Raw genomic sequence first — 25,461 nt, 5'->3', positions numbered from 1 at the left:
GCATGTCCGGAACGCTGCTGATCGCCGACATCGGCGGGACCAACGCCCGCTTCGCCCTGGCCGACCCGCACGCCGCGGTGCCCTTGCTGGACGACAGCGTGCGCGAGTTCGCCGTCGCCGATTTCCCGTCGCTGGCCGATGCCGCGCGCCACTACCTCGAGCAGGTCGGCGCGCACGCCAGCCGCGGCGTGTTCGCGGTCGCCGGGCGGGTCGACGGCGACGAGGCGCGGATCACCAACCATCCCTGGGTGATCTCGCGCAGCCGGACCTGCGAGATGCTCGGCTTCGACCAGGTCCACCTGCTCAACGATTTCGCCGCGCAGGCGATGGCGATCAGCCTGTACCGGCCCGAGGACGTGGTCCAGATCGGCGGCGCGGGCTGGATCCCGGCCGCACCGGACCAGCCGCGCACCTACGCCGTGCTCGGCCCGGGCACCGGCCTGGGCGTGGGTGGGCTGGTGGTCCGCGACGGCCGCTGCTATCCGCTGGAGACCGAGGGCGGCCATGTCAGCTTCCCGCCGGGCACGCCGGAGGAGATCCGGATCCTGGAAATCCTGTCGGCCCAGTTCGGCCGCGTGTCCAACGAGCGCCTGATCTGCGGCCCGGGCCTGGTCAACATCCACCGCGCGCTGTGCGAGATCGCCGGGGTCGACCCGGGCCTGCTCGAGCCCAAGGACATCACCGCGCGCGCCGCGCAGGGCGATGCGCTGGGCATGCGCGCGGTCGATGTGTTCTGCGCGGTGTTCGGCGCCATCGCCGGCGACCTGGTGCTGACCCTGGGCGCATGGGACGGGGTGTTCCTCACCGGCGGGCTGGTGCCCAAGATGCTCGACTCGCTGCGCCACTCCGGTTTCCGCCAGCGCTTCGAATACAAGGGCCGGTTCTCGCCCAACATGTCGCGGGTCCCGTCGCTGGCGGTGATGCATCCGCGCGCCGGCCTGCTCGGCGCGGCCGCCTACGCGGTCGACCTGCTGCGCCGGGAGGCCCAATGAAACCCGCACCGATGAAGCGCGACTCGCGCATAGAGTGGATCGAGCACCGCGATCCGGAATCCTGGGTACATGGCATCGCCCGCGACATGGAGCGCATGCTCGCCGTGGAGCTGGCGATCCGCGGCCGCGCGCGGATGCTGCTCTCCGGTGGCACCACGCCGGCGCCGGCATACGCGCAGGTGGCGGTGGCGCCGCTGGACTGGTCCAGGATCACGGTCGGCCTGGTCGACGAACGCTGGCTCTCGCCGCACGACAGCGCGAGCAATTCCCGCCTGATCCGCGAGAGCCTGCTCGACCACGCCGAAGTCGGACGCTTCGAGCCGCTGGTCCGGGAAGGCCTGACCCTGGCCGAGTCGGTCCATGCCGCAAACGTCGAGGCACGCCATGCCGACGAGGCCTGCGTGGCGGTGCTGGGCATGGGCAACGACGGGCATACGGCGTCGCTGTTCCCCGGCTCGATCGACCTGGACCGCGTGCTCGCGAGCGACCAGCCCTACGCGGCGCTGGATGCCAGCGGCTGCGCGGTGGCCGGTGACTGGCCGCTGCGCATCACCCTGACGCCTGCCGGACTGGCGCGCACCCGCCACCGGCTGCTGCTGCTGCGCGGTGAAACCAAGCGCGAGGTATTCCTGCGCGCGCTCGACGGCGACGATGTCCGCGAACTGCCGATCCGGGCCGCGATCGGCATCGGGATCGAGCCGATGCGCGTGCACTGGTGTGCTTGATGCGAGTCCCTCGCAAGACCCCGCACGTCCATGTGCGGGGATTCAACGAAGAGCATGGCGCTGGATGATTCCGCCAGGCGCCTCCCCCCGACTCAGGTAGCCCCCACGCCAATGAGCCTGCATCCCAAGATCGAAGCCATCACCGAGCGCATCCGCAAGCGCAGCGCCGCCTCGCGCGCCGCCTACCTGGCGGGCATCGACGAAGCCGTGCGCAACGGCCCCAACCGCAAGCCCTTGAGCTGCGCCAACCTGGCGCACGTGTTCGCCGCCTGCGACACCACCGACAAGTCGCGGCTGCGCGGCGGGGCCACGCCCAACCTGGGCATCATCACCGCGTACAACGACATGCTCTCGGCGCACCAGCCGTACGAGCACTATCCCGAGCGCATCCGCGCCCTCGCCCGCAGCCTCGGCGCGACCGCGCAGGTCGCCGGAGGCGTGCCGGCGATGTGCGATGGCGTGACCCAGGGCCGCGGCGGCATGGAGCTGTCGCTGTTCTCGCGCGACGTCATCGCCCAGGCCGCGGCGATCGGCCTGAGCCACGACGCCTTCGACGCGACGCTGTACCTGGGCATCTGCGACAAGATCGTGCCGGGCCTGCTGATCGGCGCGCTCGCGTTCGGCCACCTGCCGGCGCTGTTCGTGCCAGCCGGGCCGATGCCGGCGGGCATCCCGAACAAGAAGAAGGCCGAAGTACGCGAGCGCTACGCCGCCGGCGAAGCCTCGCGCGAGGAGCTGCTCGAGGTCGAGGCGCAGTCCTACCACGCGCCCGGTACCTGCACCTTCTACGGCACCGCCAATTCCAACCAGGTCCTGCTGGAGGCGATGGGCGTCCAGCTGCCGGGCAGTTCGTTCATCAATCCGGGCACGCCGCTGCGCGAGGCTTTGGACGATGAAGCGGTACGCCGCGTACTGGCGATGAGCGCATTGGGCGACGACTACCGGCCGCTGGGCCGGCTGATTGACGAACGCGCGATCGTCAACGCGGTGGTCGCGCTGATGGCCACCGGCGGTTCGACCAACCACACCATCCACTGGATCGCGGTCGCACGCGCCGCCGGAGTCGTCCTCACCTGGGATGACATGGACGAGATCTCGCAGGTCGTGCCGCTGCTGGCGCGCGTCTATCCCAATGGCGAGGCCGACGTGAACCGCTTCCAGGCCGCCGGCGGCGTGCCCTTCGTGTTCCGCGAACTGCTCGACGCGGGCCTGATGCATGACCTGGTGACCGTCGTGCCCGAGGGCATGCGCGCCTTCACCCGCGAGCCGCGCCTTGACGGCGGCACGCTGTCCTCGGCGCCTGCCGCGGCGCTCTCCGCCGACGCATCGGTGGTGCGCACCGTGGCCGAGCCGTTCGAAGCGCAGGGTGGGCTGCGCCTGCTGCGCGGCAATATCGGGCGCGGCCTGATCAAGCTTTCCGCGGTGAAGCCCGAGCACCGCTACGTCGAGGCGCAGGCGGTGGTGGTCGATGCGCCGCAGAAGCTCAACAAGCTGCATGCCGCCGGCGTGCTGCCCCGCGACTTCGTCGCCGTGGTGACGTACCAGGGCCCGCGCGCGAATGGCATGCCGGAACTGCACTCGCTGGCGCCGTTGCTGGGCATGCTGCAGAACCAGGGCCGCAAGGTCGCGCTGGTCACCGACGGCCGCCTGTCCGGTGCCTCGGGCAAGATCCCGGCGGCGATCCACGTCACCCCGGAAGCGGCGCGCGGTGGCGCGATCGGCAAGGTCCGCGACGGCGACCTCGTGCGCCTGGACAGCGAGGCCGGCACGCTGCAGATCCTGGTCGACGCGGCCGAGTTCAACGCACGCGAGGTGGCTGCCAACACCAGCCCTGCGCTGCACGACATGGGTCGCAACCTGTTCGCCAACAGCCGGGCGCTGGTCGGGCCTGCCGACCAGGGTGCTTTGTCGATTTCCTGCGGCCCGCCGGCACACGACGGTGGTGCCTGGGATTACGACGCCGAGTACGAACTGGGCTGCGACGCCGAAGCCGCGCTCGCACCACACGAGGCCAAGGACGCCTGAGCCCGCGGTGGCATCACGCGGGCCACGCGGCACCAATACCGGGTGGCGTAGCGCCGGGCTTGCCCCGCTCTACGCCATGGCCTAACCCATTGGATGCAACTGCAACCGAAGCGTGGATGCCCGGGGCCTCGGTTAGAATCGGCGTCCGCACGAATACGCACGGAATACGCACCCCATGAGCATCGCCGCCACCCAGGCCCAGGCCGAACAGCTGTTGCGCAAGTCCGGCATCCTGCCGGTGGTCACCGCCGACAGCGTGGACGAAGCGCGCAAGCTGTCCGCGGCGCTGCTCAAGGGCGGACTGACCGCGATCGAGCTGACCCTGCGCACGCCGGCCGCGCTGGACGCGCTGGTCGCGCTGAAGAAGGAGCTGCCCGGCATCGCGGTGGGCATGGGTACGGTGCTGACCATCGAGCAGATGCAGAAGTGCATCGAACTCGGTGCGGATTTCCTGGTCACCCCGGGCACTCCGCCGGAGCTGGCCGACGCACTGGCCAAGGCGCCGATCCCGGTGGTCCCCGGCGGCGCCACCCCGACCGAGTTCCTGTCGCTGATGGCACGCGGTTTCCGCGTGTGCAAGCTGTTCCCCGCCACCGCGGTCGGCGGCCTGGCCATGCTCAAGGGCCTGGCCGGCCCGATGGCCGACCTGAAGATCTGCCCTACCGGCGGCATCACCGAAGACACTGCGGCCGACTTCCTCTCGCAGCCCAACGTGGTCTGTATTGGCGGCTCGTGGATGGTGCCGAAGAACTGGCTCAAGGCCGGCGAGTGGGACAAGGTCGAGGCCAGTGCGGCGAAGGCCGCGGCGATCGTGGCAGGTGTGCGCGCCCGCTGACCCATGCACCGCCGCTTGGCTGTACGTAGAGTGGAGCCAGCCCCGCTGCCGTCGCACGATGGATTTGTAGAGCAGGGCTTGCCCTGCTTCCGTCGCCCCGTTTACGCGGCGTCGCGTCGAATTCGCAGGCCGCAGCAGCGGGGCAAGCCGCGTTCTACGGATCATTGAAGGAAAGATGCAGGCGCTCGTGACGCCAGCACCACGCCTGCAGCAGATACCAGGTGGCCAACAGCAGGCCCAGCTGCCATTCCAGCGCGTTCTCCAGCCGGTCCTGGCGTGCACGGTCCTGCAGCAACGCATCTCCGAGCACGTTGCCGACGCCCAGCAGCAGCATCGCCACGCAGACCGCGGCCATCATCCGCCACTGCGGCCGCGCTGCGCCCGTCGTCGTATCGCCATTCCATCGCCGCAGGAACACCAGCTGGGCCAGGAAACCGCAGCCGAAGAACACAGTGATGCCATACCGGCGCAGGAAGCCATAGGCGGCGCCCTCGGTGCCCAGGAAGGTCGCGTACACACCCAGCGCCACCGCGCAGGCCATTCCGAGCACGGCAAAGGCGCGTGCCGGCTTGCGACCCGCGCCGAGCCAGCGCCCAGCCAGCCACCAGTGGATCGCCACCAGCAATGCGCAGGGAAGCATCATCAGGCGGAACAGGTGGTTTCCCAACCCATGCCGGGCGGCGCGACTGATCGAGGTGCAGCCGTCCCAGTACGGGTTGCAGGGCTCGATGTAGCCGGCCCGCAGCGACAGCCACCAGGCCAGGTGCGCGGACGCCAGCATCACCAGCGCGATGGCCAGCGGAAAGATCCATAAGGGAACAGTGCTGCGCGACATGGCAGGTCTCCGCCAGTGATCCCAGGTTGTGGGCTCGCGTCTGCGCCCGGCTCTCAGGGCATCGCGATGCGCACCCGCGCGCCAGGTCGGGTGATTCGCAACTCGCCGTCCTGCCACTGCGTCGCCGATCCATCGATGGTGGTCGCTCCCGGCGTTCCCGCATACGGCCAGGGCAGCACCAGGCCGCCGGGCGGCAGGCCCGCGTCCGCGGCCAGGTCCAGCCGCAGTTCTCCGTCGGCATGGCGCAGCGTGTAGCCGAGGCGGCCATGGGGCGTATACAGGCCTTCGATCGCGATCCCCTCGCCGTCCAGCCAGTCCACCGGTACGCCCGCCGCCAGCACGAGGCTGTCGTCGCGCTCGCGGCTGTAGGCGAACATGTCCAGCGCCGAGCGCAGGAAGTCCGACGCCACCCAGGCATGCGGCAGGTCGCCGACGAAGAACGGCGTGCGCGGGGTGCGCGAGACCACCTCGGCCCACTGGTTCCATTCGACCGGGGCACGGTCCCGGAAGAAGTACCCGGTCGCCTCCCAGGCGCGCTCGCGCCAACCCAGGCGTACGAACGCGGCCACGTTGCGCCACTCGTACGGCGTGTAGTCCTTCCACTCGCGCTGGCCGTCGCGGCGCTGGACGAACTCGTGCCAGTAACGCTCGAACGTGTTCTCAAGCAGGTCGCGCGGCAGCCAGTCCTGCTCGCCGCCCGGCGCCAGCGCGATCGTGGTCGAGGTCGGGTCGAAGTCGCCCAGCTCGGCGGCACCGGGCAGGTAGTCGATGCCGTGGCGCGTGGTCGCCGCGCGCAGCGATGCTGCCAGGTCCGCGCGGAACTGGTCGCGCGCCCTGGCCATCCGCTTCGCCTCGTCGTCCCTGCCCAGCGCCCGCGCGATCTCCACCGCATCCTTGTAGCCGCGCAGGGCCCAGAAGTTGTCCCAGTACGAGTGCATCGGCTTGGCCGAGTAGCCTTCGTGGCTGATGGATGCCGGCATCATTCCGTAGAACGCCGGGTCCAGCCTGCGGTTCGCGTCGGTGCGCTCGCTGGCGCGCAGCTGTTCCATGTAGTCGAACGCGCCGGCGACATGCGGCCACATCTTCTCCAGGAACGCGCGGTCGCCGGTGTAGCGCCAGTACTCGGCGATGTTGAAGATCAGTTCGCCGTGGCTGTCGTTCTCGGGTACCGGGTCGCTGCCGCGGTCGTCCACGCAGCACGGAACCTTGCCATTGTCGAACTGGTACGGCGCGTACCACTCCAGGTAGTCGCGCACGACTTCCGGCCGCCCAAGCCGCAGCAGGCCTTCGGAAATCATCGCGCCATCGCGGATCCAGCTGCGCGAATACGAACGCGTGCCGGGCTGCAGCCTCGGACCGATGCGGGAGACCAGCATGTGCGCCAACGCGGTGTGCACGGTGTCGGCGAACGCCTGTCCCTGCGGCGGCAGGCGCAGCCGGACCTGGCCGAGCAGGTCCCGCCAATGCCCTTCGGCACGCTGGACGGACGCCGCCAAATCGAACCCATCCGGCATCCGCGCCGGACCGTCGAGTGGTGCGACCAGCGCCACCTCGCGGGTCTCGCCCGGCGCCAGGCGCCAGTGGTACAGCAGCATGCCCGAGGCCAGCCCGGTCGGATCCTCGACCTCGGCCGTCGCCGGAACATCGCCATCCGCCAGGCGCATCACCTCCAGTCCGGCATCGAAGGGCGTGGCGAACGCCGCATCCGGCTTCGCGCTGGCGAACACGCGCGGCCTGCCATCCACGACCACCTGGCCGCCCGCCAGCGCCAGCCGCTCGATCCGGCTCACGCCGCCGACGGTATTGAGGAACTGGCTGGGCGGATTGACCTGCAGCGGCCGCACGGCGAGCGTGAGGGTGACCTCGCGTGGCCGGTCATGCGGGTTGGTCAGGCGGTAACGCGTCACCAGCTGCGAATCGCCCGGCGTGCCCTGGGCGAAGGCGAGCACCTCCAGCAGGTCATCCTGCGCACCGCCCGCATTCTTCGATCGCCAGGTCACGTTCGGCATCGGCATTCCACCGGGGCGCAGGCCCTGCACCACGTGAACGTCCGCCCAGCTGCGCAGCTGGCCGCCTTCGAGCAGGAACGGTTCGATGCTGAAGCCGCCACGCGCGACCTCCACCGCACCGTCCTCGCCGATCAACCCCTGTTCGTGGCCGCCGTCGATGCCGAGGATGGTCCAGTAGGGCTGCTCGCCACTGAAGCCGCGCGGCAGCCAGCCACGTGGAAGGTCGGCCGCGACGGCCTTGATGAATTCGTTCGGATGCGAGGAAAATTCCAGCGGCTGCACCTGTGCTTCTGCCAACGCATAGCGCCGCCCCTCGAAATCCAGTGCGATACGTTGCGACTCGGCCTCCGGCAGCGCGAGCCAGTCGGTTTCGCCGCGCCCCTGGTCCACGCGGCGCACTTCCCTCCAGCTGCCGTGCGCATCTTCCAGCGACACGACATACCGTGCCGCGCGCTTGTCGGCCGCGGACCAGTGCAGGCGCATGCCGCCGAATTCCCGCACCTGGCCCAGGTCCAGCACCAGCCGCTGCTTACCGCGCGCCTGCCAGGCCGTGACCAGGTCGCCGTCGATCGCAAGCGCCGCGGTTTCCGGCGACGTCGTTGCCTGGGCCGACACTGCAGTGGGTGGCGTCGGAGGATCGATGGGCAGCGGCTCGAACGTCAGTTCGTCGAAGCAGACCGAGCCGGCGCCGCCGGCGTTGTTGTAGATGGTGAATTCGATCTTCGCGCTGCGCCGCAGGACCTTGTCCGGATCAGGGCCCCATGCCTTGGAAATGTGGCGCTGGCGGTACACGATTCCGGTCCATTCGTCAGGGAACGCGAACTTCGGCCGGTTCACCCACCACACGTTGTCGCCGCTGGCGTCGACCAGCTTGAACTGGAGGTCGTTGGCCGGAGACTCGCCGCGAAGCTGGAAGGCGAACCGGTAGTTAGCCGGGAACTCCAGCGGCAGGTCGCGCTGGATCCCCGCGTAGCCGGACACGCCGTTGAAGTCGTAGTCAAGGCACAGGGCCTTGCCCTCCACGCCCTCCACCTCGCGCAGGCTGCCGCTGACCTGGTTGGAAGTGACCACGCGCCATGGCGCGGCGTCCTCGAATGCGTCCAGCACCCGCACCTGCGCGCCCGCTGGCGCCGCATCCAGCGATAGAAGTGCCACGGCGATGCAAGACACCGCACGCAGATTCCAACCCGACAGCACACCCGGCATCAGCAACCCCTCATCCCTTGACGCTTCCCAGCAGCAACCCCTGGATGTAATAGCGCTGCAGCAGCAGGAACAGCAACAGCACCGGCAGTACCGTGACCACCGCGCCGGCCATCATCATCTCCACGTCCATGATGTGTTCGCGCGACAACGAGGCCAGCGCCACCGGCAACGTGTAGTGCTCCTGGTCGGTCAGCACGATCAGCGGCCACATGAAGTCGTTCCAAGCCGCCATGAAGGTGAAGATCGCCAACGTCACCAGCACCGGCTTGAGCATCGGCAGCACGATCTGGAAGAAGATCCGCCACTCCCCTGCCCCGTCGATGCGCGCGGCCTCCAGCAGCTCGTCCGGGATCGAGCGCGCGTACTGCCGCACCAGGAAGATGCCGAACACGCCGGCCAGCGCGGGCACGATCACCCCGCCATAGCTGTTGACCAGTCCCAGCTGCTTCATCAGCAGGAACAGCGGCAGCATCGCCACCTGCGCGGGAATCACCAGCGCGGCCAGCAGCAACTGGAAGATGCGCTCGCGCCCGGCGAAGCGCAGCTTGGCGAAGGCGTATCCGGCCAGGGTATTGACCAGCAGCGAACCCAGGGTGATCGCCACCGAAACCAGCACGCTGTTGGCGAAATTTCGCGCCATGCCGGTGCGGCCGAACATCTCGTGGTAATTGTCCAGCGTCGTCGCCGAAGGCAGCAGCGGTGGCGGGAAGCGGCTGGCCTCGCCGGCCGGCATGAACGAGACCGACACCATCCACAGCAGCGGCGCCAGGCTGACCATTGCCAGCACCAGCAAGGCGCCGTTGACCATCACCGCGTGCCAGCGCGACTGGCCGACCTCGGCGCTCATCGGATGCTCCCCGCGCGCACCGTCATACGAGTTCCTTGCGACGGCCCAGGCGCAGCATCACGGTAGTCACGCCCAGGATGATCAGGAACAGCAGGAACGCCACCGCCGACGCCCGGCCGAGGTTCCACCACTTGAAGCCCTCCTCGAACATGAAGTACAGCACGCTGACCGTGCTCTGCAGCGGATCGCCACGGGTCATCACGTACGGCTCGGCGAACAGCTGGAAGTAGCCGGACACGGTGATCACGCCGACCACCAGCAGGACCGGGCCCAGCTGCGGCAGGGTGATGTGCAGGAACTGCTGCCAGCGCGAGGCCCCGTCGATGCGCGCGGCCTCGTACAGGTCCTGCGGGATCGCCTGCAGGCCGGCGAGGAAGATCACCATGTTGTAGCCGAAGTTCTTCCACACCGCGAACAGGATGATCGTCGGCATCGCCCAGCGCGGGTCGCCCAGCCAGTCCACGGGCGCGACGCCGATGTGCCCCAGCGCCCAGTTCACCAGGCCATAGCTGGTGTGGAACAGGTAGCGCCAGATCACCGCCACGGCCACCAGCGTGGTCACCACCGGCGCGAACAGGGCGGTGCGGAACAGGGCCTTGAACCGCGCGACCGGCGCGTTGAGCAGCAGCGCGGCGCCCAGCGAGACGGCGACCGACAGCGGCACGCCGACCACGACGAAGTAGGTCGTGTTCCACAACGACTTCCAGAACATCGGCGTGCGCAGCAGGTCCAGGTAGTTGGCCAGGCCGACGAACCGCAGGTTGCTGCGGTCGGCCAGCGCGTACAGGTCGAAGTCGGTCAGGCTTAACGCCAGCGCCGACAGGACCGGCAGCCCGAAGAACACGCCGATCACCAGCAAAGCGGGACCGGCGAACAGCCAGCCGGCGAGCGAGCGCCTCATGGCGTGGGCTCCGCGGCGGCAGCGCCCGCATGGTCGCGGTCGTACATCCAGCGCCGCTTGGCGAGGATGCCGTCCACGCGCTGGTCCAGCTCGCGCAATGCCTGGTCCTGCGACTGCCCACCGCGTACGACCCGCTCGCTGGCGATCCGCATCTCCTGCACGATCCGCTCCCATTCCAGCACCTTCGGCGTCGCCTCGACCCGCTCGAGCTGGTCGCGGAACGCATGCGACAGCTCGTCCTGCGCCAGCGACGGATGTTCCCAGGTGCTGCGTCGCGGCGGCAGGTCGCCGATCATCGCGTGGAAACGCTGCTGGATGTCGGGCCGCGACAGGAATTCGATCAGCTTCCACGCCTGCTGCTGCCGCGGGGAGTCGCGGAACAGCACCAGGCTGGTCCCGCCGGCGATGCCCGCGCCCGGACCGTCGGGTCCCGGCAACGGCATGGTTCCCCACTGCCCTTCCAGGTGCGCCGGCTGGCGCTTGCGGAACTCGCGGATGTTCCATGGCCCGGACAGGTAGAACGTGTAGAAGCCGTTGAAGAACTCGTCCCAGACATTGGAGATCTGCGTCTCCGACATCTTCGGCGCCCAGCCCTGCTCGAACATGTTGGCGTAGAACGCCAGCGCGCGGCGGAAGCCCGGGCTCTGGAAGTTGCCGCGGCCGTCATGGCCGCGCAACAGCGGGTCGTCCTGCTGCAGGCCGAACGACAGCAACTGCTCGAATTCGTTGACCGGCATCAGGATCGCGTAGCGATCCGGGCCGACGTGCGCCTTGACCGCGGCCATCGCCTGTTCCCATTCGGCCCAGGTCCGCGGCGGCGTGGCGACACCGGCTTCGCGCAGGATGTCCTTGCGGTAGAACAGCAGCCGCGTGTCCACGTACCAGGGAATGCCGAGCAGCTGACCGTCGATCACGCTGGTGTCCCAGATGCCCGGGAAGAAGTCGTCCTGGTCGACCACGGCCGACGCGTCGACGAAGGGTTGCAGCGGTTCCAGCACGCCAAGCGCGGCGAACTCGGGCAGCCAGGTATTGCCGAGCTGGCATACGTCGGGCAGCGCCTCGGCCGCGAACGCGGTCAGCAGCTTTTCGTGTGCGGCGGTCCAGGGAATCTGCTGGATTTCGACCTCGATCCCGGTCTCGCGCTCGAACTCGGGAATGAGCTCGGCCACCACCTCCGCTTCGCGGCCCATCGCCCAGAAGCGGACCGGTTCGGGTTCGTTGCGCGCGCAGGCGGACAGCAGCAGGAACAGGCACGCAGCCACGCAACACGACGCCCTGCGCCAGGCACCACCGATCGCGCTCACGGTGGCGGCTGTGCCCGGTTGTTGGCGGGCTGGTCCTGTTTCGTCTGCGCCTCGGCCGCCGCGGCACGCGACTCGGCCATGCCCAGCGCGCGCGCTGCCGCGGCGCCGGGATCGGACTGTTGCGGTTCGGGCACCTCGTCTTCCGGGGTCAGCCAGCCGCCGCGGAATCCGGCCCGCTCCAGCCCGGTGCGGATGTACGGGCTCTTCTTCATCACCGTCCAGACGAACTCGTTGCGGTAGTTGGCGATCATGGCCAGGATCGGCCCCTGGTCGATGCCGATGTAGTCGCTCGCCACCCAGCCCCTGCCCGGTACCAGCCGGCCGGTCTTGAGCGGGATGTCGAAATCGAAGCTGGGATTGAACGAATCCAGGAAACCGTAGCTCGAATAGATGTAGTCGCCGTAGCGGCGATGGAGTTCCTCGGTCGCCGGGATCACCACCTCCGGTGCGAAGACGATCGAGGAGATCGCCGCGGTCGGGGCGATGGTGCCGTCGTCGAAGTTCTCGCGCAGGCCGGCGCCGCGCGAGGAATAGTGGCGGAATTCCCGCTCCTCGCCGCGGTACATCTGGCGGGTGTTCTGCGGCCCGTCGCTGGCGGTCAGGCCCCACACGTTCTCGCCGTAGTCCTTCCACTTCATCGGATTGGCGATCGCGTACTCCCTGTGGGCCAGCGCCGCGCGCCGGCTGTTGAGGAAGTAATCGATCCCGCGTTCGCGCATGTACTGGTCCTGGATGTCGCGGTAGTCGATCCAGACATGGCTGTACTGGTGCCCGAACATCGGCCCGAACGACAGGTACTCCTGGCCGTAGTACACGCCCCAGTCGTGGTCGTAGGTGCGGGTCCATACCGTCCACGCATCCGGGCTCACCGGATGGGTCGGGGAACCCAGGGCGAGGACGTAGAGCAGCATCGCCTCGTTGTAGCCCATCCAGTCGTGGACGATGAAGCCGCTCTCGGGGAACCAGCCCATCGACACCAGCGGCTCGCGCTGCTGCAGCCAGGTCCAGTCGACCTTGCGGTACAGCTGGTCGGCGAGCCTGCGGATCTCCTGCTCGCGCGGGTCGTCGCCATCGTAGTAAGCCTGGGCGAACAGCACGCCCATCATCATCAGCGCGGTGTCCACGCTGGACAGCTCGACCCAGCTGTCGTAGCGATGGCCCTGCTGCATGTCGAGGAAGTGGTAGTAGAAACCCTTGTAGGCGCCCTTGCCGGTGCGCTGCGGGCCCTGCGGGATGTCGCGCAGGAAACGCAACGTGAGCAGGGTGCGGTCCACCGCCTGGGTACGGCTCACCCAGCCGTTCTCGATGCCGATCGGATAGGCAGTGAGCGCGTAGCCCACCGATGCGATGCTCGCGAACGGACGCGACGGATAGCGGTCCGGCGTCATCCCGTTCTGTTCGTTGGTGGTGTCCCAGAAGAACTGGAACGTGCGCTTCTCGATGTCCCGGAACAGCGGCGGCAGTTCCGGCCGCGGTGGGCGCTCGGGCAACACCGGCTCGATCAGGACCACGTCGGGCCTGGGCGGCGCCGGCTGTGCCGGCGGCGGCGGCGGCTCACGGCCACACGCGGCCACGAGCCAAGCACCCGCGGCCACCATCATTCCGATTCGCACTTGCCGCCACTTCACGCCTGCCCCCCTTCGTATCGAGTTCCTGATCCCGCTTCCATCAACCGGCCCCGCGCCGCCCGGCACCATCCGGCGCGCGGGCGAAGTGGAGTGCGACGACCGACCCCGGCGGGAGAGGTGGCCGGGGTGGCCGCCGCGACCTCACCAGTCGATGCCGATCGACAGCTTGAACGTGCGTGTCGGCAATGCGATCGCGTTCGGCGTGCCCCAGAGTGGATTCTGGACCTCGCCAGCGCCACCACGCCAGTCCTCGTAGCCGGAGTAGTTGGTCCAGTCGAACACGTTCAGCACGTCGAAGCGCAGCCGGAGCATGACGTTGCTGCCGGTATCGAACACCTTCTGCATCGCCAGGTCGACCTGCTTGAAGTCATCGTCCGGGGTGTAGCTGTCGAAGTGGCAGTACGCCCAGGCCGAGACGTTGCAGTTCTGGTAGTAGCGCGGCGTCGCGTCCGACCACACGCCCTTGCCCGAGAAGGTCAAGCCCCAGGGACCGTCCCAGATGCCGCTGGCGACGATGCGGTTCTCGGGCACCTTGCCCGGGAACCAGCCATAGTCCCCGATGGACGCGGCGTTGAACGCGCCCGGGAACCCGTCGACCGGGCTGTTCTGCTCGGAGTCCGTATAGGTGTACGCGAACGTGGCGCCCCAACCCGAGCTGCTCGTGTACGGCTTCTCGAGCTTGATGTAGATCGCGCTGGTCTTGGTCTCCAGTGCGTTCTGTCCCAGGATCAGGTTGGAGAACGGCGCGAAGCCCTGCCCCCACGGCGGAGGATCGGTCGCATCCGGCGGGGTCGGCGGGAAGAACAGGCCGTCGGGACGACGGTTTCCGAGCAGGAACGCGATGCCGTCGTGGCTCCTGACATAGGAGTACATCACCTCGGTGTTCCAGTCCCGGCCCCATACCTCGAAGGTGTTGCGCATGCCCAGGCCGAACTGGTCGGAGTACGGGACGACCAGGTCGTTGTTCATCAGGTACAGCTCGCGCCCGCCACCTGCGATCGAGGAAGCGCGCAGGAACTCCGGATCCAGGTAACCCGGATCCCAGTTGCGGCAGGTCGCATCGGTTCCCACCGCGCACGGGTGCATCGGCGTGTTGAAGTTGTAGACGTACTGGCCCCAGCTGCCCTTCGACACCTCGTTCTGCAGGTAGTCGAACAGGTTGCGGTCATAGGAACGTCCGGCGCCGCCGAAGATCACGTGGCGCTGGTCCGCGTTGAGGTCGTAGGAGAAACCGAAGCGCGGCGCCCAGTTGTTCCGGTCCGGATCGCGGTTGCCGCCGGTGCTGATGTAGTCGTCGATGTCCACGCCCGAGTTGGGCAGGTTGGTATTGGAGTTCTGCAGCGCGGTGACCACGTCGCCGGGCGTGACGAAATCCTCGTAGCTCGGCGTCGTCTCGACATCCCAGCGCACGCCCATGTTCAGGGTCAGGTGCTCGTTGACCTCCCAGTCGTCCTGGATGTAGATGCCGAACTGGGTGTTGCCCGAACTGACCGTACCGTCTCCGTAGCCCGCGACCGGCGCTCCGAATTCAACGTGGGTCGGAACCGTCAGGCTTTCGTTGATGTCGTAGTAGAACTGCGGGTTGTACTTGTTCTGTTCGAGCGTATCCAGGTCGATGCGCTTGTACTTGATGCCCGCCTTGATGGTGTGGCCGCCGAAGCCGGTGAAGGTCAGGTCGTCCTGGAAAGACCAGCCCTTCTGGCCCTTGTCCTGGTAGTTGTCACCGCCGCCGCTGCGGACGATGGTCTCCCACCAGTTGCCATCGCTCAGGAAGTAGCCGTTGGTGAAGTTGGCCGGCTGCGGGCTCCAGAACGCGTCCTCGTAGGTGATGTGCGCGTCGTTGAGCCAGTCGCCCGAGGTCCACTGGTAGCGCAGGTCCACCCGGGTCTCGTCATTGGTGTTGAGCGTGGCCGCCGGCGGCAGGCGCTGGCCCTCGACCTGGATGGTCTCGCTTTCGTCGCGGTACTTGGCGGTCAACTCGAAGTAATGGTTCTCGCCGACCGCCCAGTCGATCTTGCCGAAGTACAGGTCTTCCTTGAACGGCGAGGTGAAGGTGCCGTTGCCGAATTGGCTCTGCAGCTCGGGCGGCAGCTGGTCGACGGTATAGCCGCGCCCCAGGCTGAAAGTGCGGGGACTGCTGAACTCCTTGGCCTCGTAGGCGATGAAGAAGTGCGCCCGGTCCTGCACGATCGGGCCGCCGAACGAGACGCCGTACTGTTCCTGCTTGCTCTCGGCCTTGGTCGCGCCCGGGCGCCGCTCGAAGTCGGTCGCCGAGCGCCAGTCGGTCATCGTGTAGTCCCAGAAGAAGCTGCCCTGGAACTCGTTGCCACCGGAACGCGTGGAGGCCACCACCGCCGCGCTGCTCAGCTGGTCGTACTCGGCCTTGTAGTTCTGGGTGATGACCTTGTACTCGCCGATCGCCGACTGCGGGAACGGGTTGCCGCGGCTGGTGTCCTGGCCGCTGACGCCACCGGTGGTGACGTAGTTCTTCTGGCCGACGCCATCGATGAACACGTTGACCGCGTTGGCGCTCTGCGCGCCCGAACGCAAGCGGGTGTTGCCGCTGGCGTCGGTGATGAACTGCATGCCCGGCACGGTGTCGGCGAAGGCGAGGAAATTGCGGCTGTTCTGCGGCAGCGCTTCGATCTGCTTGTTGCTGATGTAGGTCGCTACTTCCGAGGTGCGCGTCTCCACCGCGGTGCCGACGACCTGGACCGCGTCCAGGGTGGTCGCGGCGCCGGCATCGGCGGTCTCCGCCACGCCACCCACGCCGAGGTTGAGCGTCGCGGTCTGGCCGACCTGCACCACGAGCTCGCGCGAGGTGCTCTGGCCCGCGGCCTGTACTTCGATGCGGTAGGTCCCGGGCGGCAAACCACCCACGCTGTAGCTGCCATCGGCGCCGGCCTGGGCGCTGCGACGGAAGCCGGTCGTGGTGTTGATGACGACGATCTGGGCGCTGGCCGCCGGGGCCGAGTCGGCCATGACCTGGCCACGGATGGTGGCGCCGGTGCTCTGCGCCATCAGCGGCGCGGCACCCAGTGCCAGGCAGGTGGCCATCGCCACGGTGAGGAGCTTGCGTACGGGTCTGCTAGCGCATTTTCCGTTCATCGATCTTCCCTCCCAGGATGATGCCGTGTGGTTGCCTTCTTATTTCCGCTTTGCCCGCTTCGCCGTGCCGGCCTGCTCGGATCCGCCGCTGGACTGGCGGACCACCAGCTCGGGCAGCAGCACGTGGTGTTCGACCGCTGCCGGCTCGCTGGCATCGATCTGCGCGAGCAGGCGCTTGAGTGCGTTCGCACCGAGCTCCGCGATACTCACCCGCATCGTGGTCAACGACGGGTGAACGAAGCGCGCGAGTGGAATGTCGTCGAAGCCGGCGAGCGCGACATCGCGTGGCACCTGCAGCCCTGCCTGGGCAAAGGCGTACAGGCAACCGAGCGCCATCATGTCGTTGGCGGCGAACACGGCATCGGGACGGGCGTCCGCGGCCAGGATCTGGAGACCGGCGCGATGGCCCGAGGCCTCGTCGAAATCGCCGCCGAACTCGCTGCCGTGCGCATCGCCCTGCTCGGCGATGGCGTCGCGGAACCCGCGCAGCCGCTCGCGGGCGTCGTGGTTGTGCACCGGCCCGCCGATGAAGGCCAGGTGCCGGTGGCCAAGCGAAAGCAGGTGGCGGGTCATCGCCACGGCGCCGGCATGGTTGTCGATCTCGAAGACCGGCCAGGCCGGTTCGTCCTGGCGCGTGCTGATCAGCACCACCGGCAATGGCTGCGGGAGGTTTTCGGCCAGGAAGCCGGGGCGCTCGGCATAGGGCGACATCACCAGCAGCCCGTCCACGCGCCCGCGCATCGCACGCAGGGCCGCGGCCTGCTCATCGGGATCGCCGTGGTAGCTGGACAGCAGAAGGTGCCGTCCGGCAGTGCGCGCCAGCGAGTCGATGCCACGGATCAGTTCGGAAAAGAATTCGCCGTGCAGGTCGGGCAGGACCACGCCGATGGTCTGGGTGCTGCGACTGCTGAGGCTGCGCGCGGCCGCATGCGGGCTGTAACGCATCCGGTTGGCCACTTCCACCACCAGCCGGCGCACCGGTTCGGCGACATTGCTGTGTCCGTTCAGGGCGCGGGACACGGTGGCGACGGAGACATTCGCCTCGCGTGCGACATCGCGGATCGTGACCGCCTGGCGCCCCATCGCTTCTCCCGTCCGGACACGAAGGCGGCCGGCGGCGGCACTGTAACCGTTTTCAGGCCCCATTGAAAGCCTGATGAAGGGGCCGGTTTCCCGTAACAAACAACAGGATACTCCCAGTTTCACATACTGCATCGCAGCAGCTGCGCTCGCTGTCCGGGAGCCGGGCTGACAGCCCGCCGCTCCGCCCGACATCCCCTCGCGTCCGGCCGGCGCCGGCCTGCCTGGCTCCGCGGGATGACGCCATGGTGGCCCGCGGGCCGCTGGACACGGCCGTGCGCCAGCGCTTACCCTAGCTTCACACGTTGGCCGGAAGCAGCGGCCCGCCGGCAAGGGAACAGCACAGAACACGCCCCCAGGGGGTGCCTGCCACTCCCGGCAACCGATCGCTGCCCCCTCCCGCCACACGCAGACCACCTCCCGGCTGTCGGCCGCCGCCTCCCTTGCGGCGCCTGGCCAGTATTGATGTGCATGTAGCGGCGCCCGTCCTGGCCAGTTCCGGCGACGGCCGCCATCGCAGTGCGGCACGCCCGATCCATGGAGCGTCGCCGTGCGCCCCCTACCGGGCCTGGCTTTCGAGCAGATGAGTTCCGAACCCGCGCAAGACGCGACTCCGACAATGCCGCCCCTGTCCCCGCAGCAGCAGGAAATGCCGCTGGCGGTGGTCCATGGGCAGCCGTTGCTGCAGATCCCGCAAGACCTGTACATCCCGCCGGATGCACTGGAAGTCATCCTCGATGCCTTCGAAGGCCCGCTGGACCTGCTGCTGTACCTGATCCGACGGCAGAACCTGGACATCCTCGACATCCCGGTCGCCGAGATCACCCGGCAGTACGTCGACTACATCAACGTGATGCAGGACCTGCGCTTCGAACTGGCGGCCGAGTACCTGCTGATGGCCGCGATCCTGGCCGAGATCAAGTCGCGGATGCTGCTGCCGCGACCGGTCAGCGAGGATGGCGACGAGGCCGACCCGCGCGCCGAGCTGGTCCGCCGGCTGCAGGAGTACGAGCGCTTCAAGCAGGCAGCCGAGGACATCGACACCCTCCCCCGGCAGGATCGCGACACCACGCCGGTGCAGGCCTTCGTGCCGGACCGGGCGGTGGTCCGCCTGCCGCCGCCGGTGGACCTGCGCGAGATGCTGCTGGCCCTGTACGACGTGCTCAAGCGCGCCGAACTGTTCACCGGCCACCACATCAAGCGCGAGGCGCTCAGCGTTCGCCAGCGCATGGGCGAAGTGCTGCAGCGGCTGGACGACGGCCGCTTCCACCGCTTCGAGACGCTGTTCACCGCCGAGGAAGGCAAGCTCGGCGTGCTGGTGACCTTCCTCTCGCTGCTCGAACTGGCCAAGGAGCAGCTGCTGGACATCGTCCAGGATGCCCCGCTGGCCCCGATCTACGTGAAGTCGCTGGCGATCGGCAATACCAACGAACCGCTGCAGTTCCACAGCGAGTTCGACGACGGCGACGCCGCCAACGAACCGGCCGCGGGCTGACACCCGATGCCCCCTTTCCACCAGACCCTGCGGGATACATGGACCAGGCGCTGATCAACCGTATCGTCGAGGCCGCGCTCCTGGCGGCCAACCAGCCGCTGGCGCTGGCCCAGTTGCATGCGCTGTTCCCGGAAGATGCCCCGGCGCCGCCGGGCAGCGTCGAGGCGGCGCTGGAGCAGTTGCGCGACGCCTGCGCCGACCGTGGCGTGGAACTGGTCGAGGTAGCCTCCGGCTTCCGCTACCAGGTCAAGGCCGACGTGCATGGCTGGGTCGCGCGCCTGTGGACCGAGCGCAAGACCAAGTACACCCGCGCCACGCTGGAAACACTGGCCCTGATCGCCTACCGCCAGCCGATCACCCGCGGCGAGATCGAACAGGTCCGAGGCGTGGCGGTCAGCACCAACATCATCCAGGCGCTGGAAGAGCGCGAGTGGATCCGCGTGGTCGGCCATCGCGACGTGCCCGGCAAGCCGGCGCTGTTCGGCACCACCCGCGGCTTCCTGGACTATTTCGGCCTCAAGCGCCTGGATGAACTGCCGCCGCTGTCCGAGCTGAAGGACATCGGCGAACTGGAGCCGCAGCTGCCGCTGGATCCGGAGATGGCGCCGGCGAGGGCTGGCATCACGGGCCCCGGCAATGGTCTCCAGGATGACGACGCGCAGCCCGGCGACGTAAACGACGACGAAACCGGTTCCGACGACAGCGACGCCGCCGATGGCGGGCTCGACGACGCGGCGAACGATTCCTCCACCTCCGACGAGATCGGCGATCCCCACGCCGATGCATCGACGGATGGCGACACGAACGACACCCCTACCCCGCCCCAGGCCGACGAGGCCGCAGGCGATTCCGAAACCCAGGCCGAAGAAGACACCGACGGCCGGAGCACCAACTGATGAATGATTCCACCCCCCGCAAGCCCCTCGGCAAGCTGTCGCTCAAGCGCGGCGAAGAAGCCGCGCCCGCGCAGCCCAAGGCCGAAGAGCGCCTGCACAAGGTCCTGGCCCAGGCCGGACTGGGCTCGCGCCGCGCGCTCGAGCAGCGCATCGCCGACGGCCTGGTCAAGGTCAACGGCGAGGTCGCCCAGGTCGGCCAGAGCATCCGCAGCGGCGACAAGGTCGAACTGGACGGCAAGGCCTTCGTCGCCTCCGCCCTGACCGAGCCGGCGCGCGTGCTGGTCTACAACAAGCCCGAAGGCGAGGTGACCACCCGCGACGATCCCGAAGGCCGCCCCACCATCTTCGAGGCGCTGCCGCGCCTGAAGGGCGCGCGCTGGATCGCGATCGGCCGCCTCGACATCAACACCACCGGCCTGCTGCTGCTGACCACCGACGGCGAGATCGCCAACGCGATGATGCATCCGTCCTACGAGGTCGAGCGCGAATACGTGGTGCGCGTGCGTGCGCCGGAAGGCCAGGAGAACGTCTCCGACGCCATCATCGACCGCCTCGCCCGCGGCGTGGCGCTGGAGGACGGCCCGGCCAAGTTCGACAAGATCGAACGCATCGGCGGCACCGACTCGCACGACTGGTTCAGCGTCGTGGTCAAGGAAGGCCGCAACCGCGAAGTCCGCCGCCTGTGGGAATCGCAAGGCTGCCAGGTCAGCCGGCTCAAGCGCGTGCGCTACGGCAACGTCTCGCTGCCGCGCGAACTGCTGCGCGGCCAGTCGCAGGAACTGCCGGCGGCGCAGGTCGAAGCCCTGCAGCGCGAGCTCAAGCTCGAGGACAGCTCGGCCTCGACCCTGACCCTGCAGCCGGTGATCGGCCAGCGCCGCGCGGCCAAGTCGACCGTGCACGTCGGCCGCGAGCGTGGTCCGGGCCAGGCGTACGTCAACGGCCACAACACGGCCGACGAAGGCCGCGAGCTGCGCCGCTTCGACCACGTGCGCGAGGATCGCCGCGGCGGCCGCGGCGGGAACAAGAAGCCGCACGGCGGCCTGACCGTGAGCGGCGAGATGGCGGCCAAGCAGTCGCAGAAGCCGTTCAAGCAGCGCCCCAACAAGGGTCCCAAGCCGCTGCCCGATGGCAATCCGGCTGCGTTCCGCTCCTGGTACGTGCCCGAAGGCGTGGACACCGGCCCGAGCGGTCATCGCAACGCCGGTCCCGGTGGCCCTGGCGGCAAGCCACGCTATGGCAAGCCGGGCGGCAAGCCCGGCGGCGGTTATGCCGGCGGTGGACAGGGACAGGGACAAGGCCAGGGTGCCGGTGCGGGTGCGCGCAAGCCGCGTCCGTACGGGCATCCGGGCAATGCACCGCACTTCCCGTCCGACCACGCAACCCCGGGCAGCAGCAGCCCTTATGGCAACCGTGGTCCGGCGGGCCATGCGCGACCCGGCGGCGGCAACGCCCGGCCCGGCGGCGGTGGACGTCCCGGTGGCCCGGGAGCAGCAGGTGCGGCACGGCCAGGTGGCGCCGGTCGTCCCGGCGGTGCCGGTCGCCCGGGCGGCGGTGGGCGTCCCGGTGGTCCGGGAGGCCCGGGTGGGCGTCCGGGCGGTGCGCCGCGCGGTGGCAACCGCGGGCCACGCGGTGGCGGCCACGGCTGAGCGAACCACAGGCGGCGCAGTCACACCGCCCGCATGTCGAGCCGGGCTCGCCCGGCTGCATGGATCAGCGCTGCCAACCTGACGGCACCCGCGTCGCGACTTCAGGCCCGTCCGTGGAATGCCAATGACCGCCCTCGCAGGCGCGGGAACGGACGCGACACCGGGAGCCTCGGGATTCCGAGACCTCCGCGCCGGGACCCGCGCGTGGTGCGTGGCGCGGAAGCCCTACCCCACCAGCGCGAGGCGCGGACACTCCCTGCAGATGCGGCGTGCTATGCGCCTCAGCGCGGCGAGATCACGAAGTTGCCGAAGGCCACGCCCAGGTCCCAGCCCTTGCCCGTACCGGCCAGGGCCAGCGAGACCTCGCCCTTGGTCATCACCTGGGCCTTGCTCGACTTGACCGCGCCGGCGTGGGCTTCGGCCGCCGCGTAGGTGCCCAGCGTCTCGCGGATGTTGGCCACGCCGGAAAACTCGCCGGTGCCGTTCTCGATCGTCGACTTGCCGAAGGTCACGCCACCGCCCTTGGCGCTGATGCTGACCGGCAGGCTGCTGCCGTCGTCGCAGGTGATGGTGCCGTTGCCCTTGGCGGTCTTGTAGAACGCCGACCAGCCGGACAGGTTGAAGTGCAGCTTGCAGTCGACATTGCCGGCCGCATGGGCGGTGGACATGCCGGCGAGGACGAGCGCAACAGCGAGCACGAGGGACGGGGTACGGGTCATGACGGTCTCCGTTCGGATGTGCGGACGATGTGGGGCTTGGCCGAGCATATAGCAGGGTGGCGTTGCCAACCCGTGCACGACCGCACTCCAGCCCTAACCCGCCGGCGCCACGGCTCCATGCAGATGCGCGCCCTGCGCGTCGGCGACCCCGACGCTGACCGGCACGCCCTGGCGGACGCTTTCGGTGACGATGCAGAAATCCTCGAACTGGGCCAACAGTCGCTCCAGTTGCCGATGGTCGGCGGCCGCCTCGGCCAGCCGCAGCTGCGCATGGATATGGGTCACGCGCCAGCGACCGGCGGCGTTGCGCGACAGCGTCGCGGTAGCGTGAGTGGTCAACGGACCGGGCGCGTTATGGAACTTGCGCAGCGCGAACAGCAGGCTGGCACTGAGGCAGTTCGCCACCGCAGCCACCAGCAGCCGCGACGGGTCGGGACCGCCGCCCAGGCCCAGCGGCGGCGATTCGTCGGTCGACAGTTCCGGGATCGTGCTGTCGTCGAAGGCGACCCGGAAAGCGTAGCCCGACGCATCGGCCGCTTCCTGGTGCAGGGTGACGCCGACCTGGCGGGTTTCTTCCATCGCCGTTCCTCCGGTTCAGGCCGCGCGCGGCGGCAGGTGCTGGCGGGTCCACTGCACGATCGACTGCAGCGGCATCGCACCGGCCTGTCGCGCCAGCTCGCGACCATGCAGGAACAGCGCCAGCGTCGGGATGCTGCGGATGCCGAATCGGGCACCCAGCGCCGGTTCTGCTTCGGTGTCGACCTTGGCCAGGCGCACCTGCGGTTCCAGCAGCGCGGCCGCCTGCGCGTAGGCCGGCGCCATCGTCCGGCATGGCCCGCACCAGGGCGCCCAGAAGTCGACCAGCAAAGGCAGGTCCGAACGCTGCGCGTGCGCGTCGAATGTCGATGCGCCAAGCACGAAGGGCTGGCCCGGGAACAGCTGCGCCCGGCAACGACCGCATACCGGGCAGTCGCCGAGCCGCGCGGCGGGAACCCGGTTCAGTGCGCCGCACGCGGGGCACGCAAGCTGCAGAGCGTCGCTGGCCATGCACGTCCTCCTACCCTCCGGGCTCGAGTTCATCCCGGCTGTCGACGCACCCACCATAACGCCGGGTGCGGTGGTGGCGTCAACGCAACTCGAAAGCGTCGGCGTCGAGCATGGCCGGGAAGCGCTCGCGGTGCGCGGCCAGCGCCGCCGCCGACAGCGTCGTGGTCAGCACCTGCTCGCGGCCATGCGCTTCGACCTGCGGCTGGCCGAGGAAGTCGATCACCGCGCTGTCGCCGTCGTAGGACAGGTCGTTGCCGTCGCGGCCTACCCGGTTGACCGCGGCCACGTAGCACAGGTTCTCGATCGCCCGGGCACGCAGCAGCGTCTTCCAGGCGTAGGCCCGCGGCGAAGGCCAGTTGGCGACGAAGATCTGCAGGTCGAAGTCCAGCTGCCCCGGGCGTTCGACGTCGTAGCGGTTGCGGCAGAACACCGGGAAGCGCAGGTCGTAGCAGACCTGCGGATTGATCCGCCAGCCCTTCAGCTCCACGCCCAGCCGCTCGCGACCGGCCGCGTAGCGCTTGTGCTCGCCGGCGTAGCGGAACAGGTGGCGCTTGTCGTAATGCGCCAGCGCGCCATCGGGCGTGGCCCACAGCAGGCGGTTGAATACCCCCTCCGCCGTGCGCAGCTGCACGCTGCCGGTCACCGCCGCGTCCAGCACGCGGGCCTGCTCGCGGATCCAGGCCACGGTCGGCCCTTCCATGCCCTCGGCCTTGTCGATGGCATCGTTGGAGAAGCCGCTGGTGAAGGTCTCCGGCAACACCACAAGGTCCGTCGCGCCGGCCAGCGGCGCGACCAGCGCGCCGTAGTAGTCGCGGTTGGCCGCCGGATCGTGCCAGCGGGTATCGCCCTGGACGAGGGAAATGCGGAGGTCGTTCATGGAATTTCCCGGATCGGACTTTCGGAAGGCAGGTAAGGAACGAGGAGCTTCATCTCAGGCTCCCATGCGGTGCCGGTCCACGCGCCTCAGAGCATCCGCAACCGCTCGATCGCCGCATCCAGCGTCGCTTCGTTCTTGGCGAAGCACAGTCGCGCCAGGCGCTGGCCCGGCGGCGGGCTCTCGTAGAACGGCGACAGCGGGATCGCGGCCACGCCCTTCTCAACCGTCAGCCACTTCGCGAACTCGTGGTCCGGCAGGTCGCTGACCGCCGAATAGTCGACCAGCTGGAAATAGCCGCCCGGCACCGGCAGCGGCTTGAGCCGCGTGCCCAGCAGCTGCTCGCGGAAGCGGTCGCGCTTGGCCTGGTAGAACGCGCCGAGCTGCTCGTCGTGTTCGGGCTCGTCGCGGATCATCGCGGCGAACGCGTGCTGGGCCGGGGCGAAGGTGCAGAACACGTTGTACTGGTGGACCTTGCGGAACTCGGCGGTCAGGGCGGGCGGCGCGATCGCGTAACCGATCTTCCAGCCGGTGCAGTGGTAGGTCTTGCCGAAGCTGGATACCACGAACGCGCGCTCGCGCAGTTCCGGCCAGCGCAGCACCGATTCGTGCCGGCGTCCGTCGAACACGATGTGTTCGTAGACCTCGTCTGAGATGAGGAGGATGTCGGTGCCGCGCAGCAGGTCGGCCAGCGCGCGCATGTCGTCGGCCGAGAACATCGCCCCGGACGGATTGTGCGGGCTGTTGATCATCAGCATCCGCGTCTTCGGGGTGATCGCGGCGCGCACGCGGTCCCAGTCCACGGCGAAGGTCAGCGGATCCAGCGGCACGTGCACCGCGCGCGCGCCGGCCAGGTCGATCGCCGGCTCGTAGCAGTCGTAGGCCGGGTCGAGGACGACGACCTCCTCGCCCGGGCGCACCACCGCGTGGATCGCGTTGAAGATCGCCTCGGTGGCGCCGCTGGTCACGGTGACTTCGGTGTCCGCGTCGACCTGCGCGCCGTAGCAGCGCCCTGCTTTGCCCGCGATGGCCTGGCGCAGCACCGGCACGCCGGTCATCGGCGCGTACTGGTTGTGGCCGGCGCGCATCGCGGCGTCCAGTTCGTCCACCAGCCGTTGCGGCACCGGGAAGTCGGGAAAGCCCTGGCCCAGGTTCACCGCGCCGTGCTCGGCGGCCAGCTGCGACATCACGGTGAAGATGGTGGTGCCCACCCTGGGCAGCTTGGTCGGCGGGATCTGCAGCGGCATCGCGGTTCCGGCGGGGGTCGGGAGCCGGGAGTGTACGCAAAG

19 protein-coding genes and 1 pseudogene are annotated in these 25,461 nt (G+C 68.8%); 7 read left to right on the top strand and 13 right to left on the bottom strand.

Annotated elements, in window-relative coordinates; translation table 11 throughout:
- Window positions 1-2 precede the first annotated feature (2 nt).
- From glk to eda, 4 genes are all read left to right on the top strand, one after another.
- The gene (gene glk / locus CSC65_RS12580) at window positions 3-992 is read left to right on the top strand and encodes a glucokinase (RefSeq protein WP_238390385.1); all 990 of its coding nucleotides are present in this window, start codon (window positions 3-5) and stop codon (window positions 990-992) included.
- Window positions 989-1,717: a 6-phosphogluconolactonase gene (locus tag CSC65_RS12575; RefSeq protein WP_238390384.1), complete on the top strand. Its 729-nt coding sequence runs from the start codon at window positions 989-991 to the stop codon at window positions 1,715-1,717. The genes glk and CSC65_RS12575 overlap by 4 nt, the downstream gene beginning before the upstream one ends.
- A gap of 111 nt (window positions 1,718-1,828) precedes the next feature.
- Window positions 1,829-3,742, top strand: coding sequence for a phosphogluconate dehydratase (gene edd, locus CSC65_RS12570; RefSeq protein ID WP_162410917.1), 1,914 nt, complete (start codon window positions 1,829-1,831; stop codon window positions 3,740-3,742).
- A 175-nt stretch (window positions 3,743-3,917) separates the two neighbouring features.
- Window positions 3,918-4,577, top strand: a complete 660-nt coding sequence (gene eda / locus CSC65_RS12565; protein WP_162410916.1) for a bifunctional 4-hydroxy-2-oxoglutarate aldolase/2-dehydro-3-deoxy-phosphogluconate aldolase — start codon at window positions 3,918-3,920, stop codon at window positions 4,575-4,577.
- A 154-nt stretch (window positions 4,578-4,731) separates the two neighbouring features.
- On the opposite strand, the gene CSC65_RS12560 is transcribed toward eda, so the two are convergent.
- From CSC65_RS12560 to CSC65_RS12525, 8 genes are all read right to left on the bottom strand, one after another.
- Window positions 4,732-5,412 carry a hypothetical protein gene (locus CSC65_RS12560; RefSeq protein ID WP_162410915.1) on the bottom strand — a complete coding sequence of 227 codons (681 nt, stop codon included), beginning with the start codon at window positions 5,410-5,412 and terminating at the stop codon, window positions 4,732-4,734.
- 53 nt (window positions 5,413-5,465) lie between these two features.
- On the bottom strand, window positions 5,466-8,627 hold the full coding sequence (locus CSC65_RS12555) for a discoidin domain-containing protein (protein WP_162410914.1): 3,162 nt from the start codon (window positions 8,625-8,627) through the stop codon (window positions 5,466-5,468).
- 10 nt (window positions 8,628-8,637) lie between these two features.
- Entirely contained in the window at window positions 8,638-9,474 is an 837-nt protein-coding gene (locus CSC65_RS12550; protein ID WP_162410913.1) for a carbohydrate ABC transporter permease, read from the bottom strand.
- Between the two features lie 22 nt (window positions 9,475-9,496).
- A complete protein-coding gene (locus tag CSC65_RS12545) occupies window positions 9,497-10,375 on the bottom strand; it encodes a carbohydrate ABC transporter permease (RefSeq protein WP_162410912.1) in 879 nt (292 codons plus the stop codon).
- Window positions 10,372-11,637 carry a sugar ABC transporter substrate-binding protein gene (locus CSC65_RS12540; protein WP_238390392.1) on the bottom strand — a complete coding sequence of 422 codons (1,266 nt, stop codon included), beginning with the start codon at window positions 11,635-11,637 and terminating at the stop codon, window positions 10,372-10,374. The genes CSC65_RS12545 and CSC65_RS12540 overlap by 4 nt, the downstream gene beginning before the upstream one ends.
- Before the next feature lie 38 nt (window positions 11,638-11,675).
- Window positions 11,676-13,274 (bottom strand): glucoamylase family protein, encoded by a 1,599-nt coding sequence (locus CSC65_RS12535; RefSeq protein ID WP_425501361.1) that lies wholly within the window; start codon window positions 13,272-13,274, stop codon window positions 11,676-11,678.
- 174 nt (window positions 13,275-13,448) lie between these two features.
- Window positions 13,449-16,415: a TonB-dependent receptor gene (locus CSC65_RS12530; RefSeq protein ID WP_162410910.1), complete on the bottom strand. Its 2,967-nt coding sequence runs from the start codon at window positions 16,413-16,415 to the stop codon at window positions 13,449-13,451.
- 39 nt (window positions 16,416-16,454) lie between these two features.
- A complete protein-coding gene (locus CSC65_RS12525) occupies window positions 16,455-17,498 on the bottom strand; it encodes a LacI family DNA-binding transcriptional regulator (protein WP_162410976.1) in 1,044 nt (347 codons plus the stop codon).
- Window positions 17,499-18,078: 580 nt separating this feature from the next.
- On the opposite strand from CSC65_RS12525, the gene CSC65_RS12520 reads away from it, so the two are divergent.
- From CSC65_RS12520 to rluB, 3 genes and pseudogenes are all read left to right on the top strand, one after another.
- Window positions 18,079-18,990, top strand: coding sequence for a segregation and condensation protein A (locus tag CSC65_RS12520; protein WP_162410975.1), 912 nt, complete (start codon window positions 18,079-18,081; stop codon window positions 18,988-18,990).
- A 38-nt stretch (window positions 18,991-19,028) separates the two neighbouring features.
- Window positions 19,029-19,583, top strand: a pseudogene (gene scpB, locus CSC65_RS16235) (SMC-Scp complex subunit ScpB); the annotation flags it as partial.
- A gap of 302 nt (window positions 19,584-19,885) precedes the next feature.
- The gene (gene rluB / locus CSC65_RS12510; RefSeq protein ID WP_162410908.1) at window positions 19,886-21,532 is read left to right on the top strand and encodes a 23S rRNA pseudouridine(2605) synthase RluB; all 1,647 of its coding nucleotides are present in this window, start codon (window positions 19,886-19,888) and stop codon (window positions 21,530-21,532) included.
- A 281-nt stretch (window positions 21,533-21,813) separates the two neighbouring features.
- Here rluB and CSC65_RS12505 read toward each other — a convergent pair whose 3' ends face one another.
- The 5 genes from CSC65_RS12505 to CSC65_RS12485 all read right to left on the bottom strand — a co-directional run bounded on the left by CSC65_RS12505 (window position 21,814) and on the right by CSC65_RS12485 (window position 25,419).
- A complete protein-coding gene (locus CSC65_RS12505; RefSeq protein WP_162410907.1) occupies window positions 21,814-22,251 on the bottom strand; it encodes a hypothetical protein in 438 nt (145 codons plus the stop codon).
- Window positions 22,252-22,344: 93 nt separating this feature from the next.
- Window positions 22,345-22,830 carry an OsmC family protein gene (locus CSC65_RS12500; RefSeq protein WP_162410906.1) on the bottom strand — a complete coding sequence of 162 codons (486 nt, stop codon included), beginning with the start codon at window positions 22,828-22,830 and terminating at the stop codon, window positions 22,345-22,347.
- A gap of 15 nt (window positions 22,831-22,845) precedes the next feature.
- Window positions 22,846-23,298: a thioredoxin TrxC gene (trxC, locus tag CSC65_RS12495; RefSeq protein WP_162410905.1), complete on the bottom strand. Its 453-nt coding sequence runs from the start codon at window positions 23,296-23,298 to the stop codon at window positions 22,846-22,848.
- 79 nt (window positions 23,299-23,377) lie between these two features.
- The gene (locus CSC65_RS12490) at window positions 23,378-24,175 is read right to left on the bottom strand and encodes an amidohydrolase (protein WP_162410904.1); all 798 of its coding nucleotides are present in this window, start codon (window positions 24,173-24,175) and stop codon (window positions 23,378-23,380) included.
- An 86-nt stretch (window positions 24,176-24,261) separates the two neighbouring features.
- Entirely contained in the window at window positions 24,262-25,419 is a 1,158-nt protein-coding gene (locus CSC65_RS12485) for a pyridoxal phosphate-dependent aminotransferase (RefSeq protein ID WP_162410903.1), read from the bottom strand.
- Window positions 25,420-25,461: the final 42 nt, after the last annotated feature.

Source organism: Pseudoxanthomonas daejeonensis, from assembly GCF_010093205.1.
GTDB lineage: Bacteria > Pseudomonadota > Gammaproteobacteria > Xanthomonadales > Xanthomonadaceae > Pseudoxanthomonas > Pseudoxanthomonas daejeonensis.
This window is presented reverse-complemented; position numbering and strand designations above follow the sequence as displayed.

Coding starts and splice junctions, on each gene's coding strand:
- glk (WP_238390385.1), top strand. CDS start 3: ATGTCCGGAACGCTGCTGATCGCCGACATCGGCGGGACCAACGCCCGC.
- CSC65_RS12575 (WP_238390384.1), top strand. CDS start 989: ATGAAACCCGCACCGATGAAGCGCGACTCGCGCATAGAGTGGATCGAG.
- edd (WP_162410917.1), top strand. CDS start 1,829: ATGAGCCTGCATCCCAAGATCGAAGCCATCACCGAGCGCATCCGCAAG.
- eda (WP_162410916.1), top strand. CDS start 3,918: ATGAGCATCGCCGCCACCCAGGCCCAGGCCGAACAGCTGTTGCGCAAG.
- CSC65_RS12560 (WP_162410915.1), bottom strand. CDS start 5,412: ATGTCGCGCAGCACTGTTCCCTTATGGATCTTTCCGCTGGCCATCGCG.
- CSC65_RS12555 (WP_162410914.1), bottom strand. CDS start 8,627: ATGCCGGGTGTGCTGTCGGGTTGGAATCTGCGTGCGGTGTCTTGCATC.
- CSC65_RS12550 (WP_162410913.1), bottom strand. CDS start 9,474: ATGAGCGCCGAGGTCGGCCAGTCGCGCTGGCACGCGGTGATGGTCAAC.
- CSC65_RS12545 (WP_162410912.1), bottom strand. CDS start 10,375: ATGAGGCGCTCGCTCGCCGGCTGGCTGTTCGCCGGTCCCGCTTTGCTG.
- CSC65_RS12530 (WP_162410910.1), bottom strand. CDS start 16,415: ATGAACGGAAAATGCGCTAGCAGACCCGTACGCAAGCTCCTCACCGTG.
- CSC65_RS12525 (WP_162410976.1), bottom strand. CDS start 17,498: ATGGGGCGCCAGGCGGTCACGATCCGCGATGTCGCACGCGAGGCGAAT.
- CSC65_RS12520 (WP_162410975.1), top strand. CDS start 18,079: ATGAGTTCCGAACCCGCGCAAGACGCGACTCCGACAATGCCGCCCCTG.
- rluB (WP_162410908.1), top strand. CDS start 19,886: ATGAATGATTCCACCCCCCGCAAGCCCCTCGGCAAGCTGTCGCTCAAG.
- CSC65_RS12505 (WP_162410907.1), bottom strand. CDS start 22,251: ATGACCCGTACCCCGTCCCTCGTGCTCGCTGTTGCGCTCGTCCTCGCC.
- CSC65_RS12500 (WP_162410906.1), bottom strand. CDS start 22,830: ATGGAAGAAACCCGCCAGGTCGGCGTCACCCTGCACCAGGAAGCGGCC.
- trxC (WP_162410905.1), bottom strand. CDS start 23,298: ATGGCCAGCGACGCTCTGCAGCTTGCGTGCCCCGCGTGCGGCGCACTG.
- CSC65_RS12490 (WP_162410904.1), bottom strand. CDS start 24,175: ATGAACGACCTCCGCATTTCCCTCGTCCAGGGCGATACCCGCTGGCAC.
- CSC65_RS12485 (WP_162410903.1), bottom strand. CDS start 25,419: ATGCCGCTGCAGATCCCGCCGACCAAGCTGCCCAGGGTGGGCACCACC.